Raw genomic sequence first — 15,899 nt, 5'->3', positions numbered from 1 at the left:
GCCGCCGTCCGGCCTCAGTTCTTGCGGTGGCCGATCAGGCGTGGCTTCGACTCCAGGTTCTCCAGGCCGTGCCAGGCCAGGTTCACCAGGTGGGCCGCCACCTCGGCCTTCTTCGGTTTGCGGGCGTTGACCCACCACTGGCCGGTCAGGGCGACCATGCCGACCAGGGCCTGGGCGTACAGCGGGGCCAGCTTCGGGTCGAAGCCGCGGGCCTTGAACTCCAGGCCCAGGATGTCCTCCACCTGGGTGGCGATGTCGCTGATGAGGGAGGCGAAGGTGCCCGTCGACTGGGCGACGGGGGAGTCGCGGACCAGGATGCGGAAGCCGTCCGTATACGTCTCGATGTAGTCGAGCAGGGCGAACGCGGCCTGTTCCAGGAGTTCGCGGGGGTGGCCCGCGGTCAGGGCGCCGGTGACCATGTCGAGGAGCTGGCGCATCTCGCGGTCGACCACGACGGCGTACAGGCCCTCCTTGCCGCCGAAGTGCTCGTAGACGACCGGCTTGGAGACCCCGGCACGAGCCGCGATCTCCTCCACCGATGTGCCCTCGAAACCCTTGTCGGCGAAGAGGGTGCGGCCGATGTCCAGCAGCTGTTCGCGGCGTTCCTTGCCGGTCATCCGCACCCGGCGGGTGCGCCGTGCGGGGGAGGGACGGTTGTTCTCGCTGCTGGTGCTGGAGTCGGTCGCCACGTCGTCAATCATGCCGCGTCGGCGCGCGCGGGGTCGCGCCGGGAGTCGATCCGGCGGGACTCGATCCGGGCGGCGTCCGGCCAGCGCACGTCGTACGCCCAGCCCAGTTTCTCGAACCAGCGGATCAGCCGGGCGCTCGAATCGATCTGGCCCCGCATCACGCCGTGGCGCGCGCTCGTCGGGTCCGCGTGGTGCAGGTTGTGCCAGGACTCGCCGCAGGACAGGACCGCGAGCCACCACACATTGCCGGACCGGTCACGGGACTTGAAGGGGCGCTTGCCGACCGCGTGGCAGATGGAGTTGATCGACCAGGTGACGTGGTGCAGCAGGGCCACCCGTACGAGAGAGCCCCAGAAGAAGGCGGTCGCCGCGCCCCACCAGGACATCGTCACCAGACCGCCGACCAGCGGCGGGAGTGCCAGGGACGCGATGGTGAACGTGAGGAAGTGGCGGGAGATCCCGCGGATCGCCGGGTCCTTGATCAGGTCGGGGGCGTACTTCTGCTGCGGGGTCTGCTCCTCGTCGAACATCCAGCCGATGTGGGCCCACCACAGGCCCTTCATCAGGGCGGGGAGGGTCTCGCCGAAACGCCACGGCGAGTGCGGGTCGCCCTCCGCGTCGGAGAAGCGGTGGTGCTTGCGGTGGTCGGCCACCCAGCGCACCAGCGGACCCTCGACAGCCAGCGAACCGGCGACGGCCAGGGCGATGTGGAGCGGGCGCTTCGCCTTGAAGGAGCCATGGGTGAAGTAGCGGTGGAAACCGATCGTGATGCCGTGGCAGCCGATGTAGTACATCGCCACGAGCAGGCCCAGATCGAGCCAGCTCACGCCGCGGCCCCAGGCCAGCGGCACCGCCGCGACCAGCGCCAGGAACGGCACCACGATGAACAGCAGGAGGGCGATCTGCTCGATCGACCGTTTGTTGTCCCCGCCGAGCGTGGCGGAGGGAAGGTTCTGACCGTCGGCCGCCGGTGGCTGGGCGTCGTCGATCACGGAGGGGCGGGTGTTCATGGGGAGTCCCCTGGGGATGAGGAGTACGACGGATAGCTCTGGCTACGATTCCGTAACCTACGGCTACGTAAGTATGGCAGCGCGGAGGCCCGCTGTACGAGAGCGCGGCGGCCGCCCGTGAAGGGGAAACCCGATCGGGGCGCGAGCGGCGCCGACGGCGTGGACACCTATCCTGGTGGGGTCGGACAGCGCGGTCCGCACTCTGCTTTCCCGGGGCCCGTGCCGGCCGCCGGCCCCGGATCCGGTGCTCAACCACTGCAAGGAGCCGCACACTGTGAGCAGTGCCGACCAGACTCCCGCCGCCAGCCCCGAGCTGCGCGCCGACATCCGCCGCCTCGGTGACCTGCTGGGCGAGACCCTCGTACGCCAGGAGGGCCAGGAGCTTCTCGACCTCGTCGAGCGGGTGCGCGCCCTGACCCGCACCGACGGCGAGGCCGCGGCCGAACTCCTCGGCGACACGGACCTGGAGACCGCCGCGCAGCTGGTGCGCGCCTTCTCCACCTACTTCCACCTCGCCAACGTCACCGAGCAGGTCCACCGCGCCCACGAGATGCGCGACCGGCGTGCCGCCGAGGGCGGTGTACTCGCCCGCACCGCCGACCGGCTGAAGGACGCGGACCCGGTCCACCTGCGCGAGACCGTCAAGAACCTCAACGTACGGCCCGTCTTCACCGCCCACCCGACCGAGGCCGCGCGGCGCTCCGTGCTGAACAAGCTCCGCCGCATCGCCGAGCTGCTGGAGACGCCCGTCATCGACGCCGACCGGCGCCGCCAGGACCTGCGTCTCGCCGAGAACATCGACCTCATCTGGCAGACCGACGAACTGCGTGTGGTCCGGCCCGAACCGGCCGACGAGGCCCGCAACGCCATCTACTACCTCGACGAGCTGCATACGGGCGCCGTCGGGGACGTGCTGGAGGACCTGGCGGCCGAGCTGGAGCGGGTCGGCGTCGAACTGCCCGCCGGCACCCGCCCCCTCACCTTCGGTACGTGGATCGGCGGCGACCGCGACGGCAACCCCAACGTGACGCCCGACGTCACCAGGGAGGTGCTGATCCTCCAGCACGAGCACGGCATCACCGACGCCCTGGAACTCGTCGACCACCTGCGCGGACAGCTCTCCAACTCCATCCGCTACACCGGCGCCACCGACGAGCTGCTGACCTCGCTCCAGGCCGATCTGGAGCGCCTGCCCGAGATCAGCCCGCGCTACAAGCGGCTGAACGCCGAGGAGCCGTACCGCCTCAAGGCCACCTGCATCCGGCAGAAGCTCGTCAACACCCGCGAGCGCCTCGCGGGCGGCACCCCGCACCGCCCCGGCTGCGACTACCTCGGCACCGCCGAGCTCATCGCCGACCTGAAGCTCATCCAGACCTCGCTGCGCGAGCACCGCGGCGGCCTGTTCGCCGACGGCCGCCTCGACCGCACGATCCGTACGCTCTCCGCGTTCGGCCTGCAGCTCGCCACCATGGATGTGCGCGAGCACGCCGACGCCCACCACCACGCCCTCGGCCAGCTCTTCGACCGGCTCGGCGAGGAGTCCTGGCGCTACGCCGACATGCCGCGCGACTACCGGCAGAAGCTGCTCGCCAAGGAACTGCGCTCGCGCCGCCCGCTCGCCCCGACCCCGGCCCCGCTGGATGCCGCGGGCGCGAAGACCCTCGGTGTCTTCCACACCGTCAAGGAAGCCTTCGAGCGGTTCGGTCCCGAGGTCATCGAGTCGTACATCATCTCGATGTGCCAGGGCGCCGACGACGTCTTCGCGGCCGCCGTCCTGGCCCGTGAGGCAGGGCTGCTCGATCTGCACGCCGGCTGGGCCAAGATCGGCATCGTGCCGCTCCTGGAGACCACCGACGAGCTGCGCGCCGCCGACGTCATCCTCGACGAGATGCTCGCCGACCCCTCGTACCGCCGTCTCGTCTCGCTGCGCGGCGACGTCCAGGAGGTCATGCTCGGGTACTCCGACTCCTCCAAGTTCGGCGGCATCACCACCTCGCAGTGGGAGATCCACCGGGCCCAGCGCCGGCTGCGTGACGTCGCACACCGCTACGGCGTACGGCTGCGGCTCTTCCACGGCCGCGGCGGCACCGTCGGCCGCGGCGGCGGCCCCTCGCACGACGCGATCCTCGCGCAGCCGTGGGGCACCCTCGAAGGCGAGATCAAGGTGACCGAGCAGGGCGAGGTCATCTCCGACAAGTACCTCATCCCGGCGCTCGCCCGGGAGAACCTGGAGCTGACCGTCGCGGCCACCCTCCAGGCCTCCGCGCTGCACACCGCGCCCCGCCAGTCCGACGAGGCCCTGGCCCGCTGGGACGCGGCGATGGACACCGTCTCCGACGCCGCGCACGCCGTGTACCGCAGGCTGGTGGAGGACCCGGACCTGCCCGCGTACTTCTTCGCCTCCACCCCGGTCGACCAGCTCGCCGAGCTGCACCTCGGTTCGCGTCCGTCGCGGCGTCCGGACTCCGGCGCAGGTCTGGACGGGCTGCGGGCCATCCCGTGGGTCTTCGGCTGGACCCAGTCGCGGCAGATCGTGCCCGGCTGGTACGGCGTCGGCTCCGGGCTCAGGGCGCTGCGCGAGGCCGGTCTGGACACCGTCCTGGACGAGATGCACGAGCAGTGGCACTTCTTCCGGAACTTCATCTCGAACGTGGAGATGACGCTCGCCAAGACCGATCTGCGGATCGCCCGCCACTACGTCGACACGCTCGTCCCGGACGAGCTGAAGCATGTCTTCGCCGACATCGAGGCCGAGCACGCGCTCACGGTCCAGGAGGTCCTGAGGGTCACCGGCGGCTCCGAGCTGCTCGGCTCCAGCCCGGTGCTCCAGCAGACCTTCGCCATCCGGGACGCCTACCTGGACCCGATCTCCTATCTCCAGGTCTCGCTGCTGGCCCGCCAGCGCGAGGCGGCGGCGCGCGGCGAGGAAGCGGACCCGCTGCTCGCCAGGGCCCTGCTGCTCACCGTGAACGGTGTCGCGGCGGGTCTGCGCAACACCGGCTGAGCGGCCCGGACGCGGGTGCGGCCCTGCTCAGAGGGCGATGAACGTCGCCATCAGCAGGGTCGCGCCCGCGATCCCGGTGCCCCAGGCGATCCGGGGCAGCCGCAGACCGCCGCCGATGACCAGGGCGGCCAGCAGCAGCGCACCGCCCAGCGGCACCCAGGCGTGCAGGAAGCCGGGCGTGCCGGTGCGTATGACCTCGTCCGTGCCGGGCTTCACGACGACGGGGAAGCGGTCGCCCCTGCGCGCCGCTACGGACTTCTCGATCGTCACCCGGGGGCGCGCGGCGGCCTGTCCGGACGGTACGAACGGTCCGGTGCAGACATCGCCGCCGCAGCCCGTGACCGTCATCGTGCCGTGCTCGCGGCCCTTGGGCAGAACGATGTGGTGCGCCGAACCCCAGGAGGACATCGCGCCCGCGACGAGCAGCAGCAGGACTACACAGCCCATGGCGGCGCTGCGGGCGTGGACAAGGGCGCGGTGGGAGGAGCTCCGCTTCATGGGGAGCGATCCTTGGGCAGAGCCACGCTCTCGGTCAACTCATGGCCGAGAATCGCCAGGGTACCGGCGGGAATGTCAGGCTTGTACTCGCCCTGCCGCTCTACGAGTTGTACGCGCTCTGCGCGCGCTCCAGGCCCTCCGCGAGCAGGCACTCCACCGAGTCGGCGGCCCGGTCCACGAGGTAGGCGAGTTCCTTGCGCTCGGTGGAGGAGAAGTCCTTCAGCACGAAGTCCGCGACCTGCATCCGGCCCGGCGGCCTGCCGATCCCGAACCGGATCCGGTGGTAGTCGGCGCCCATCGACTTCGTCATCGACTTGAGCCCGTTGTGCCCGTTGTCGCCGCCGCCCAGCTTCAGCCGGAGGGTGCCGTAGTCGATGTCCAGCTCGTCATGGATCGCCACGATGTGGTCGGTCGGCACCTTGTAGAAGTCGCGCAGCGCGGTGACGGGGCCGCCGGAGAGGTTCATGTACGACATCGGCTTGGCCAGGATCACCCGGCGGTTCTCCGGTCCGGGCGGGCCCATGCGGCCCTCGACGACCTGTGCCTGGGCCTTCTGGGCCCGCTTGAACTTCCCGCCGATCCGCTCGGCGAGGAGGTCGGCGACCATGAAACCGACGTTGTGCCGGTTCGCCGCGTACTCGGGACCGGGGTTGCCGAGGCCCACGATGAGCCAGGGTTCGGTGGCGTCGGACATCTGCGCTCGGTCTCCTCGCGTACGGATGGTTCCGGATGGTCCGGTGGCAGGGAAGAAAAACGGGGCGGCGGGCCCTGGATGAGGAACCGCCGCCCCGTCGGTGAAGCAGTGGGGGCGGGGCTCAGGCCTCGGTGCCCTCAGCGGCCTCGGCGGCCTCGGCGGTCGGCTCCTCGGCCTGCGCGGCGACGACCTGCAGGACGACGGCGTCCTCGTCACCGGCGAGCACGGAGCCCTTGGGCAGCGGGATGTCCTTGGCGAGGATGGAGTCGCCGGCGTCCAGGCCCGCGATGGAGACCGTGACGGACTCGGGGATGTGGGTGGCCTCGGCCTCGACGAGCAGGGTGTTCTGCACGTACTCCAGGAGGTTGCCGCCCGGGGCCAGCTCGCCCTCGACGTGCACGGCGATCTCGACGTTGACCTTCTCGCCGCGCTTGACGGTCAGCAGGTCGACGTGCTCGATGTTGCCCTTGAGCGGGTTGCGCTGCACGGCCTTGGGGATGACGAGGGCGTCCTTGCCGTCCAGCTCCAGGCCGATCAGGACGTTGGCGGTGCGGAGCGCGAGGAGCAGCTCGTGGGCCGGCAGCGTGACGTGGACCGGCTCGGCGCCGTGGCCGTAGACGACCGCGGGGACCTGGTTGTCACGACGGGCGCGGCGGGCGGCACCCTTGCCGAACTCGGTACGGACCTGGGTGGCGAGCTTGATCTCGGCCATGACTGCACTCCTCGTGGGGTGACGGAAACTGAATGGTCACCCGGCCCACGACAGGCCTGCTACGAAGAGCGCGTCGATAACGGACCGCCGTACATATGAGTACGGCCTCCCTCGCCGAGCAACTCGCTGAGTCTACCCGGCGGGGAGGCCGCACCCAAAGTGGATCTTCGGAACCCTGTTGCCTACTGCCCCTCTTACTGCTCCTCGAAGAGGCTGGTGACCGAGCCGTCCTCGAAGACCTCGCGCACAGCGCGGGCGATCGTCGGGGCGATCGAGAGCACCGTGATCTTGTCGAGCTCCAGCTCGCTCGGGGTCGGCAGGGTGTCCGTGAAGACGAACTCGCTGACCTTGGAGTTCTTCAGACGGTCCGCGGCCGGGCCGGAGAGCACACCGTGCGTGGCCGTCACTATGACGTCCTCGGCGCCGTGCGCGAACAGGGCGTCGGCGGCGGCGCAGATGGTGCCGCCGGTGTCGATCATGTCGTCGACCAGGACGCAGACGCGGCCCTTGACGTTGCCGACGACCTCGTGGACGGTCACCTGGTTGGCGACGTCCTTGTCACGGCGCTTGTGGACGATCGCGAGGGGGGCGTCCAGGCGATCGCACCAGCGGTCGGCGACGCGCACGCGGCCGGCGTCCGGGGAGACGATCGTCAGCTTCGAGCGGTCGACCTTGGCGCCGACGTAGTCGGCCAGGATCGGCAGCGCGAAGAGGTGGTCGACCGGGCCGTCGAAGAAGCCCTGGATCTGGTCGGTGTGCAGGTCGACGGTGAGGATGCGGTCGGCACCGGCCGTCTTCATCAGGTCGGCGACCAGACGGGCCGAGATCGGCTCGCGGCCGCGGTGCTTCTTGTCCTGGCGGGCGTAGCCGTAGAACGGCACGATCACCGTGATGGAGCGGGCCGAGGCGCGCTTCAGCGCGTCCAGCATGATGAGCTGCTCCATGATCCACTTGTTGATCGGAGCGGTGTGGCTCTGGATCAGGAAGCAGTCGGCGCCGCGGGCGGACTCCTGGAAGCGGACGTAGATCTCACCGTTGGCGAAATCGAAGGCCTTCGTCGGCACGAGGCCGACACCCAGTTGGTGCGCAACCTCCTCGGCCAGCTCGGGGTGGGCGCGGCCGGAGAAGAGCATCAGCTTCTTCTCGCCGGTCGTCTTGATCCCGGTCACAGCACAGTCTCCTCAGACGTGTTCCTGGCGCTGCACGCATGTGTCCCGATGTGCAACGAGCCAGCCGAAATGGGGTGAGCATCTATCACGGTACGCCGTGCGCGGCGCACCTGTTTCCGGTCAGCTTTCGTCGTCGTGCTCCGGGACGGCGGCCTGAGCCGCCTGCGCGGCGGCGCTTCCCGGACGCTTGCGTGCCACCCAGCCCTCGATATTCCTTTGCTGGCCGCGGGCGACGGCCAGCGAACCGGGCGGTACGTCCTTGGTGATGACCGAGCCGGCCGCTGTGTAGACGCCGTCCCCGATCGTGACGGGAGCCACAAACATATTGTCCGAGCCGGTGCGGCAGTGGGAGCCGATCGTCGTGTGGTGCTTGGCCACACCGTCGTAGTTCACGAAGACGCTGGCGGCACCGATGTTGGTGTGATCGCCGATCGTCGCGTCGCCGACGTAGCTCAGGTGCGGGACCTTGGTGCCCTCACCGATCGTGGCGTTCTTCATCTCCACGTACGTACCGGCCTTGGCCTTCGGGCCGAGCTTCGTGCCGGGCCGCAGATAGGCGAACGGGCCGACGCTCGCGCCCTCGCCGACCTCGGCCCGGTCCGCGACCGTGTTGTCCACGTGGGCGCCCGCGTGGACGACGGTGTCCGTGAGCCGGGAGTTGGGGCCGACCTCGGCGTCCTCGCCGAGGTGCGTGGTGCCGAGCAGCTGGGTGCCGGGGTGCACGATCGCGTCGCGCTCGTAGGTGACGGTGGCGTCGATCAGCGTGGACGCCGGGTCGACGACGGTCACACCGGCCAGCATGGCCCGCTCCAGCAGCCGCTGGTTCAGCAGGCGCCGGGCCTCGGCGAGCTGGAGGCGGTTGTTGATGCCGAGGATCTCGCGGTGGTCGCCCGCGACCGAGGCGCCGACCCGGTGCCCGGCCTCGCGCAGGATGGAGAGCACATCGGTGAGGTACTCCTCGCCCTGGCTGTTGTCGGTACGGACCTTGCCGAGGGCCTCCGCGAGCAGCCGGCCGTCGAAGGCGAAGACCCCGGAGTTGATCTCCCGGATCGCGCGCTGGGCGTCGGTGGCGTCCTTGTGCTCGACGATCTCGGTGACCGCGCCGCTGGCGGCGTCCCGGACGATCCGGCCGTAGCCGGTGGAGTCCGGGACCTCGGCGGTCAGCACGGTCACGGCGTTGGCGTCGGCCGTGTGGGTGGCGGCGAGCGCGGTGAGGGTCTCGCCGGAGAGCAGCGGGGTGTCGCCGCAGACGACGATCACGGTGCCCTCGACGGTCCCGCCGAGCTCGTCGAGTCCGACGCGTACCGCGTTTCCGGTGCCCTTCTGCTCGGCCTGGTAGGCGGTCCGCAGCCGGTCGTCGACGGCGGTGAGATGCGCGCTGACCTGCTCGCTCGCGTGGCCGACGACCACGACGAGGTGCTCTGGGTCCAGTTCGCGGGAGGCGGCGACGACATGTCCGACGAGCGAGCGCCCGGAGATCTCGTGCAGAACCTTGGGAGTCTTCGACTTCATGCGGGTGCCCTCACCCGCTGCGAGGACGACGACGGCTGCCGGGCGTTCGGAGCTCACAGAAATGCCCTTCGGCTTCGGGTGGTGGACACCCGAAGGATACCGGGGCGCTTCTGGACCGACATGGGCGCGGGCCCCGACCGCACTGGTCGGGGCCCGCTCGCAGAAGCTCCCCTGCCAGGATTCGAACCCGGACAAATGGCACCAAAAGCCACTGTGCTGCCGTTACACCACAGGGGACAGCAAAGCCGATCGACTGGACATACCGTCAGGTCGTCGACCGGGCAGACAACACTATGCCGTACCACCGGCCCCGGACGCGACGGGTCACGGTGCACCGATCCGCGCCCGCTGTCCGGGTCGCCCGAAAATGAGGTGCGCCCGCCCGTAGGCTGGACGGCATGACCACAACGGGGGCATACCGGGAAGCCGCGGGTACGACCACCCGCGGCTATTGGTGGTGGGAACGGCGGCGCGGTGTCGCCCTGGACGTGGGGCTCGCGCTCCTGTCGGCGCTGGAATGCGCACTGGAAGGGGTGGAGTTCGCCGGGGACACCGGGCTGCCGGTGCCGGTCGGAGTGGTGTTCGGACTGCTCGCGGGGGCCGTCCTGGTGGTACGGCGGCGCTGGCCCATCGCCGTGGTGCTGGTGTCGATCGCGACGACGCCCGCCGAGATGGGTTTCCTGATGGGACTGGTCGGCCTCTACACGCTGGCCGCCTCCGATGTGCCGCGAAGAATCACCGCGGTACTGATGGGGATGTCCTTCGCGGGGACGTTCATCGTCACGTACGTACGGCTGCGGCAGAGCGTCTCGGCGCAGGCCGACTTCGGACGCGACGACTGGTACGTACCGCTGCTCTCCCTCTTCATGTCGCTCGGGCTCACCGCGCCGCCCGTGCTGTTCGGCCTCTACATAGGGGCCCGGCGGCGGCTGATGGAGAGCCTGCGGGAGCGGGCGGACTCGCTGGAGCGGGAGCTGTCGCTGCTCGCCGACCGGGCCGAGGAGCGGGCCGAGTGGGCGCGCAGGGAGGAGCGCCACCGGATCGCCCGCGAGATGCACGACGTGGTCGCCCACCGGGTCAGCCTGATGGTGGTGCACGCCGCCGCGCTCCAGGCCGTCGCTCCGAAGGACCCTGCGAAGGCGGTACGGAACGCGGCCCTGGTCGGCGACATGGGGCGCCAGGCGCTGACAGAACTCCGCGAGATGCTCGGGGTGCTGCGGAGCGGGGAGCCCGCGGCGGTCCGGTCCGCAGCGCAGGTGCCGCTCGCCGCGGTCGGCCAGGCGGCCGCCGCCGCCGCGGCCGCCGCTGTGGAGGACGGGCCCCGGCTGCACGAGGTGGAGATCCTGGTCGGGGAGTCCAGGGAGGCCGGCATGACCGTGGAACTCTCGGTGGACGGCGAGGCCCGCCCGTACGCCCCCGAGGTCGAGCAGACCGCGTACCGGGTGGTGCAGGAGGCCCTGACGAACGTGCACAAGCACGCGGCGGGCGCGCGGACGTGGGTGCGGCTCGCGCACCGGGGCTCGGAAGTCGCGATGCAGGTGGAGAACGGCCCGTCGGACGCGACCACGGCGGACGCGGGGCTGCCGAGCGGGGGCAACGGGCTCGTCGGCATGCGGGAGCGCGTGCTGGGGCTGGGCGGCGTCTTCGTCTCCGGTCCGACGGATGCGGGGGGTTTCCGGGTGTCGGCGGTACTGCCGGCCCAGGGGACGGCCTGATCCTGCGCCCGGACGGGTTGCCGGTTCCGGGAGGCGGGCCCGGGCCGGAACGGGTCGCTCAGCCCGACACGAGCCGCTCCGGCTGGATGCCGCCGATCAGTGTCGCCAGCGCCTGGTCGATGTCCTGGCCCAGGTACCAGTCCCCGGTGTGATCGATGCTGTACACCCGCCCCTGTATGTCGATCGCGAGGACCGCCTGCCCGTCCCCCTCCTCGCCCAGCGGGCTGACCTCGGTCTCCAGCGCCCGGCCGAGGTCGCCGAGCGTGCGCGCGAGATGCAGCCCGCCCAGCGGATCGATCCGCACCGCGGCCGGTGCGATCTGCCGGCCCGGCGCGGAGGCGGTGATGTGCAGCCCGCCGAACTCCGCCCATGCCTCCACGGCCGCCGGGAAGACCGCGTGCTGATGGCCGGCGGGCGAGGCGTGCGAGCGCAGCGCGTCGGCCCACCCCTCGGCCTGCCGGATGTCCCAGCGGCCCGGCAGCCAGCCCGCGGCGCGCAGGGCGGCGTCGACGGCGACGGGGAAACGGGTCGTGGCATGGCGGTCGCGGTCCGCGGGGCCCGCCTGCTCGGGTAGATCGGTTCTGTCGTGCATCGGAGCGCGATCAGCCCTTCTCGGCGGTGGTCGCCGCCCCGGTGGCGGTGAGGTCGACGGGACGCACGCCGAAATGGGCGAGCATCGCCGCGCAGGAGCGGCACGGCGGCGCGTAACTGCCGTGCATCGGGTCGCCGTCCTCACGGATGCGCCGTGCGGTGAGCCGCGAGTGCTTCAGGGCGCGGCGGGCCTCGCCGTTGGTCAACGGCTTGCGCTGGGCCCGCTTGGAGCGGCCGGCGTCCGTCGCGGTGAGCTGCCGGGAGAGCAGTATCGCCTCGGGGCAGCGGCCGGTGAATCGTTCGCGCTGGCCGCTGGTGAGGGTGTCGAGGAAGTCCTGGACCAGCGGGTGCAGTACGGGCGGCTGGTCGCCCTTGCCCGCGGTGCAGGTGAGCGTCTCACCGCGTACGGACAGCGCCGCGGCCACCGCGGGCAGGATGCCGTCGCGGCGGTGGTGCAGACGGGGTGTGTGGCCGCTCCCGGTGCTGCTCCAGTTGAGGCGCGGATCGCCGGATGTGACTGTTTGTGCGCTGTGCATGGTGCTTTTCCCTCCCGTGCCCGCAGCGGTAGCTGCGCGATGTGCACGCCCCCGAGTTGCGGTGACAGCCTGCCAAATGTCCGGGCTGGTGGGGAAGCTGGGGCGGACAAACACCCTTCCGTGTCGCGCGGCGGGGGCAGGAGTGTCGCTCGTCCGTCACGCCGCTGTGACGGTTCGTGACGAGGCGTACCAACGGGTACCAGGGGTGGGACCAGCCCTTGCGCCACCGCATAGGCTGTGCCCGGACCGTCCCCTTGGGCAGGCCGGTCCTCACCAGTCGGACGCAGCAGGGGGCAACCGCCATGACGACAGGTCGGCTCGGGCAGCAAGCCGCGCCACCGAACGCGGCCTACGCCGGGCAGCTCGTGCATTTCCCGGACCCGGTCCGGGCGTCCCGCCACCCCAGAGGTGTGCGCATGGACGAGAACGGCAGCCCGGACTTCGCGCCGTACGCGCGCGCCGCCGCGGAGATCGCCGAGCCCCCGCAGGGCTTCGGCGTCGACGAGCTGCGGCTCACCGACTACGTGTCGGCCAACGCGGCGCTGGCGGCGAGCGGCCACGAGCTGTGGGACACGATCCCCGCGGTCGCCACCCCGCACGGCTGGACCTGGCACCACGTCCCCGGCGGCCGGCGCATGGAGCTGATCCCGGTCGAGGTCAAGGCGCTGCTCAGGCACCACGGCGGTCTCGCCGCCACCGCGGTCGACCAGAACAAGCGCGGCACCCGGCCGCTGCAGGAGACCCGGCCCGCGCACTTCCGGCTGCCCAAGGGCGCCGTGGCGGTGAGCGAGCAGCAGATCCTGGGCGTCGAGGAGGACCTCGGCTACCGGCTGCCCGGTGCGTACCGCTCCTTCCTCAAGGCGGCGGGCGGCTCGGCCCCCGTCGGCGCGGCGCTCGACGCGGAGCTCGGTCTCCTGGTCGACCAGCCGTTCTTCACGGTGCGCGAGGAGGCCGCCGTGAACGACCTGGTGTACGTCAACAAATGCCTGCGGGACCACCTCACCAAGGACTACCTGGGCGTCGGCTTCGTCCAGGGCGGCATCCTCGCGGTGAAGGTGAGGGGCAACGGCGTCGGCTCGGTCTGGTTCTGCGCGTACGACGACGCCCGCGACCAGGACGGCTGGGACGTGCAGGAGCGGGTGGACCGGCTGCTGCTGCCGTGCGGCGGCGACTTCGACGCATTCCTGCAGCGGCTGGCGGGCAATCCGCCGGAGCTGGAGACCGTGGCGAACCTGATGGTGGACGGCGGCTTCGCGCGGGCCGTCCCGGTGGAGGGGTGAGCGCGATGGTGACCTTTGCGCAGGCGCAGCAGCGCGCGGACGAGTGGATCAACGGTGATGTGCCCGCGTACCAGCACCGCGAGGTGCGGGTGCGGGAGTTCGAGCTGGGCTTCGTGGTGTGGGCCGAGGACCGCGCCGAGGGTCCGGTCTCGGACGGCGGCCGGCAGCGGCTGGTGATCGCCAGGGACAGCGGCGAGGCCACCCTGTGGCCCGGACTGCCGGTGGGCGAGGTGATCCGGCGGTACGAGGAGGAGTACGGCGCGCTCGACGCGGCACCGGCCGCTCCGGAGCCGCCGCAGCGCATCGATCTGAACCAGACGTCCTTCCTGCTGAGCCCCCCGCAGTGGCTCCAGGAGGCGGCCGACAAGCTGGGCATCCCGGACCACCGGGCGGACCGGGACGGCGCCCCTCGGCCCTCCGCGGGTGCGGCGGGCGGACCGGTCGCCTACGAGCCCACCGCCAACGACGGCATCCCGGCATCCCCGCCGAACGTGCCCGCCGGGTCCACCCCCTGGGCCGGGACCGACACCAACGCGGGCTCCGACGAGGGTGCGGTGCCCCTGCCGGCCACGGTGTTCGCACCGCCGCTCTCGGGCACCGACGACGACGGCACCCCGCCGCCGGCGGTACCGGCCGATGCGCCGACCGCCCTGATGTCCGGCGGCAGCCGGCTGCCCCGGACGGCGATCGTCCCCGGACAGGGAACACCCGCACCGGGAACACCCGCACCGGGCGCCCCGAATGCTCCGGGTGCTCCCGGTCCCGGCGCCGGTGACATAGCGGACGCGGCCACCAGCAAGGCCGTCGTGCCGCCGCGCGGTGCGCGCGGGGGCGGCCAGACCACTCCGCCGCCGCCCGGTGCCCCCGGCACTCCGGGAGCCAGGCCGGGCGCGCCCGTGCCGCCGCCCTCGGGACCGGGTGCGCCCGGCGCCCCGGCGGGCGGATACCTGCCGACGCAGCTCGTCCCCCAGCAGGGCCCGCCCGGAGTCCCTGCCGCACCCCAGCCGCCCGCGCCTCCCGGTCCGCCCGGACCTCCCGGTGGTGGTGTGCACCACGCCGCGACGATGCTCGCCGATCCGGGCCCGGGCGGCCCTGGCGCGCCCCAGCCGCCCGCGCCTCCGGGCCCGCCCGGAGCCCCTGGCGCGCCCCAGCCCCCGGCGCCTCCCGGTCCGCCCGGTGGCGGGGTCCACCACGCCGCGACGATGCTCGCGGGCCCCGGCCAGGTCGGGCCGTCGGCGCCGCAGCCGCCCGGTCCGCCCGGTCCGCCCGGAATGCCGCAGAGGGGTGCCCCCGGCCCCGTACCGCCGAATCCGCACACCCCGCCGCCCCCGCCTTCCCCGGCGTACGGATATCCGCAGGCGCCGGCCGGTCAGCCGACCGTCGGGCCCGGCTACCAGGCCGTGCTGCGCTACCGCGCGCCCGACGGCAGCGAGCAGCAGCTGATCCGCCGCTCGGCGCCCGGCACCCCGCACCCCGAGTGGCAGATGCTGCACGAGCTGCGGGCCATGAACGTGCCGCCGCAGCAGGTCATCGAGCTGCACACCGAGCTGGAGTCGTGCGAGCTGCCCGGTGGCTACTGCGCGCGGATGATCCGCGAGACCTGGCCGCAGGTACGGATCACCAGCGTCGCCCCGTACGGCACCGATCACGCCAGCCGCCAGCAGGGCATGCAGCATCTGCTCACCCATCAGGGCGAGCTGCACCAGGTGGCGGACGGCCCTGCGCGTCCGGCGCCGGTGCGGGCGCCGCTGCCGCAGATGCCGCCCGCGCCGCCGGTGCCGCCGGAGGCCATCGCCGAGGAGATGCTGCACACCTTCGGGCCGCAGGGCGTCCTGCGCTTCGACCAGCGCGCGGTGTCCCGCCAGGGTGTGCCCGAGGCGGTGGCACGGACGCTGGTGTGGGCGGGGCTGCCCGCCGACTTCGGGCCGTTCTTCTGGGCGCAGCCGGGTCAGCCGGTGGTGCCGACGCTGGCCGAGCTGGCCGCGCAGCGGCAGGTGCAGGCCGCACCCGACGCGGGGTCGTACCTCGTCATGGGGTCCGACTTCGGGCGGGCGATCTGTGTCCAGTACGGCACGGCGAACATCGTGGCCGTACCGGTCGAGGCAGGTTCCCCTGCGGGCGGGCACAGTCATCCGGTGGCGCCGCAGTTCGTGAACACCGGGCTGCCGGAGTTCCAGCGCTCGATGGCGCTGCTCGGCCGGATGTGGCGGCTGCGCTTCGGGCTCAACCCGGAGCAGGCGGGCCGCTGGACGGTCGATTTCCAGGCCCAGCTGGTGGCGCTGGACCCGGCGGCGCTGGCGTCGCCGGAGAGCTGGTGGTCCGTACTCCTTGAGCAGATGTGGGACGGGCTGATCTGACCCGGCAGGCTCCGCGTACGGCGCCCGGCACCCCGAGACAGGGGGCCGGGCGCCGTCGTGTGTGCGGGCTGTGATGCCGGTCGCTTCCGTCCGGAAAGCAGCGAAACGATTCCGACTTCTGAGTCAATTGCC

The 15,899-nt window shown here is 71.8% G+C and carries 13 protein-coding genes and 1 tRNA gene; 4 read left to right on the top strand and 10 right to left on the bottom strand.

Annotated features, from left to right (window positions below; translation table 11 throughout):
* Nucleotides 1-14: 14 nt before the first annotated feature.
* Both OG507_RS16075 and OG507_RS16070 read right to left on the bottom strand, forming a co-directional pair.
* Nucleotides 15-701, bottom strand: coding sequence for a TetR/AcrR family transcriptional regulator (locus OG507_RS16075; RefSeq protein ID WP_327367883.1), 687 nt, complete (start codon nt 699-701; stop codon nt 15-17).
* Entirely contained in the window at nt 698-1,699 is a 1,002-nt protein-coding gene (locus tag OG507_RS16070; protein WP_327367882.1) for an acyl-CoA desaturase, read from the bottom strand. Before OG507_RS16070 ends, OG507_RS16075 begins: the two co-directional genes overlap by 4 nt.
* 274 nt (nt 1,700-1,973) lie before the next feature.
* Here OG507_RS16070 and ppc point away from each other — a divergent pair, with 274 nt between their 5' ends.
* Nucleotides 1,974-4,703 (top strand): phosphoenolpyruvate carboxylase, encoded by a 2,730-nt coding sequence (ppc, locus tag OG507_RS16065; RefSeq protein WP_327367881.1) that lies wholly within the window; start codon nt 1,974-1,976, stop codon nt 4,701-4,703.
* A gap of 27 nt (nt 4,704-4,730) precedes the next feature.
* On the opposite strand, the gene OG507_RS16060 is transcribed toward ppc, so the two are convergent.
* The 6 genes from OG507_RS16060 to OG507_RS16035 form a co-directional block, all read right to left on the bottom strand.
* Nucleotides 4,731-5,201, bottom strand: coding sequence for a hypothetical protein (locus OG507_RS16060; RefSeq protein ID WP_327367880.1), 471 nt, complete (start codon nt 5,199-5,201; stop codon nt 4,731-4,733).
* A 100-nt stretch (nt 5,202-5,301) separates the two neighbouring features.
* Nucleotides 5,302-5,895 carry an aminoacyl-tRNA hydrolase gene (pth, locus tag OG507_RS16055; RefSeq protein ID WP_327367879.1) on the bottom strand — a complete coding sequence of 198 codons (594 nt, stop codon included), beginning with the start codon at nt 5,893-5,895 and terminating at the stop codon, nt 5,302-5,304.
* Between the two features lie 121 nt (nt 5,896-6,016).
* On the bottom strand, nt 6,017-6,607 hold the full coding sequence (locus tag OG507_RS16050; protein WP_327367878.1) for a 50S ribosomal protein L25/general stress protein Ctc: 591 nt from the start codon (nt 6,605-6,607) through the stop codon (nt 6,017-6,019).
* 194 nt (nt 6,608-6,801) lie between these two features.
* Nucleotides 6,802-7,776 (bottom strand): ribose-phosphate diphosphokinase, encoded by a 975-nt coding sequence (locus OG507_RS16045; protein WP_327367877.1) that lies wholly within the window; start codon nt 7,774-7,776, stop codon nt 6,802-6,804.
* 120 nt (nt 7,777-7,896) lie between these two features.
* Complete coding sequence (glmU, locus tag OG507_RS16040) at nt 7,897-9,345, bottom strand: bifunctional UDP-N-acetylglucosamine diphosphorylase/glucosamine-1-phosphate N-acetyltransferase GlmU (RefSeq protein WP_327367876.1); 1,449 nt, start codon at nt 9,343-9,345, stop codon at nt 7,897-7,899.
* A 109-nt stretch (nt 9,346-9,454) separates the two neighbouring features.
* Nucleotides 9,455-9,525 (bottom strand) — tRNA-Gln (locus OG507_RS16035).
* Nucleotides 9,526-9,686: 161 nt separating this feature from the next.
* Between OG507_RS16035 and OG507_RS16030 the strand changes: the two genes are divergently transcribed.
* Complete coding sequence (locus OG507_RS16030) at nt 9,687-11,003, top strand: sensor histidine kinase (RefSeq protein ID WP_327367875.1); 1,317 nt, start codon at nt 9,687-9,689, stop codon at nt 11,001-11,003.
* A gap of 58 nt (nt 11,004-11,061) precedes the next feature.
* On the opposite strand, the gene OG507_RS16025 is transcribed toward OG507_RS16030, so the two are convergent.
* Together OG507_RS16025 and OG507_RS16020 are read right to left on the bottom strand one after the other, a co-directional pair.
* Nucleotides 11,062-11,595 carry an SUKH-3 domain-containing protein gene (locus OG507_RS16025; RefSeq protein WP_327367874.1) on the bottom strand — a complete coding sequence of 178 codons (534 nt, stop codon included), beginning with the start codon at nt 11,593-11,595 and terminating at the stop codon, nt 11,062-11,064.
* Between the two features lie 10 nt (nt 11,596-11,605).
* Nucleotides 11,606-12,130: a YwqJ-related putative deaminase gene (locus tag OG507_RS16020; RefSeq protein WP_327367873.1), complete on the bottom strand. Its 525-nt coding sequence runs from the start codon at nt 12,128-12,130 to the stop codon at nt 11,606-11,608.
* A 302-nt stretch (nt 12,131-12,432) separates the two neighbouring features.
* Here OG507_RS16020 and OG507_RS16015 point away from each other — a divergent pair, with 302 nt between their 5' ends.
* Both OG507_RS16015 and OG507_RS16010 read left to right on the top strand, forming a co-directional pair.
* The gene (locus OG507_RS16015) at nt 12,433-13,410 is read left to right on the top strand and encodes an SMI1/KNR4 family protein (protein WP_327367872.1); all 978 of its coding nucleotides are present in this window, start codon (nt 12,433-12,435) and stop codon (nt 13,408-13,410) included.
* A 5-nt stretch (nt 13,411-13,415) separates the two neighbouring features.
* Complete coding sequence (locus OG507_RS16010; RefSeq protein WP_327367871.1) at nt 13,416-15,767, top strand: SUKH-4 family immunity protein; 2,352 nt, start codon at nt 13,416-13,418, stop codon at nt 15,765-15,767.
* The last annotated feature ends 132 nt before the right edge of the window (nt 15,768-15,899 follow it).

Source organism: Streptomyces sp. NBC_01217, assembly GCF_035994185.1.
Classification (GTDB): domain Bacteria; phylum Actinomycetota; class Actinomycetes; order Streptomycetales; family Streptomycetaceae; genus Streptomyces.
The sequence above is the reverse complement of the archived record's forward strand: the minus strand, read 5'-3'. Positions and strand labels throughout refer to the sequence as shown.

Excerpts from the sequence above, each read along its gene's own strand:
- pth (WP_327367879.1), bottom strand. The coding sequence starts at position 5,895 with ATGTCCGACGCCACCGAACCCTGGCTCATCGTGGGCCTCGGCAACCCC.
- OG507_RS16030 (WP_327367875.1), top strand. The coding sequence starts at position 9,687 with ATGACCACAACGGGGGCATACCGGGAAGCCGCGGGTACGACCACCCGC.
- OG507_RS16020 (WP_327367873.1), bottom strand. The coding sequence starts at position 12,130 with ATGCACAGCGCACAAACAGTCACATCCGGCGATCCGCGCCTCAACTGG.
- OG507_RS16070 (WP_327367882.1), bottom strand. The coding sequence starts at position 1,699 with ATGAACACCCGCCCCTCCGTGATCGACGACGCCCAGCCACCGGCGGCC.
- OG507_RS16025 (WP_327367874.1), bottom strand. The coding sequence starts at position 11,595 with ATGCACGACAGAACCGATCTACCCGAGCAGGCGGGCCCCGCGGACCGC.
- OG507_RS16015 (WP_327367872.1), top strand. The coding sequence starts at position 12,433 with ATGACGACAGGTCGGCTCGGGCAGCAAGCCGCGCCACCGAACGCGGCC.
- OG507_RS16075 (WP_327367883.1), bottom strand. The coding sequence starts at position 701 with ATGATTGACGACGTGGCGACCGACTCCAGCACCAGCAGCGAGAACAAC.
- OG507_RS16010 (WP_327367871.1), top strand. The coding sequence starts at position 13,416 with ATGGTGACCTTTGCGCAGGCGCAGCAGCGCGCGGACGAGTGGATCAAC.
- OG507_RS16050 (WP_327367878.1), bottom strand. The coding sequence starts at position 6,607 with ATGGCCGAGATCAAGCTCGCCACCCAGGTCCGTACCGAGTTCGGCAAG.
- OG507_RS16060 (WP_327367880.1), bottom strand. The coding sequence starts at position 5,201 with ATGAAGCGGAGCTCCTCCCACCGCGCCCTTGTCCACGCCCGCAGCGCC.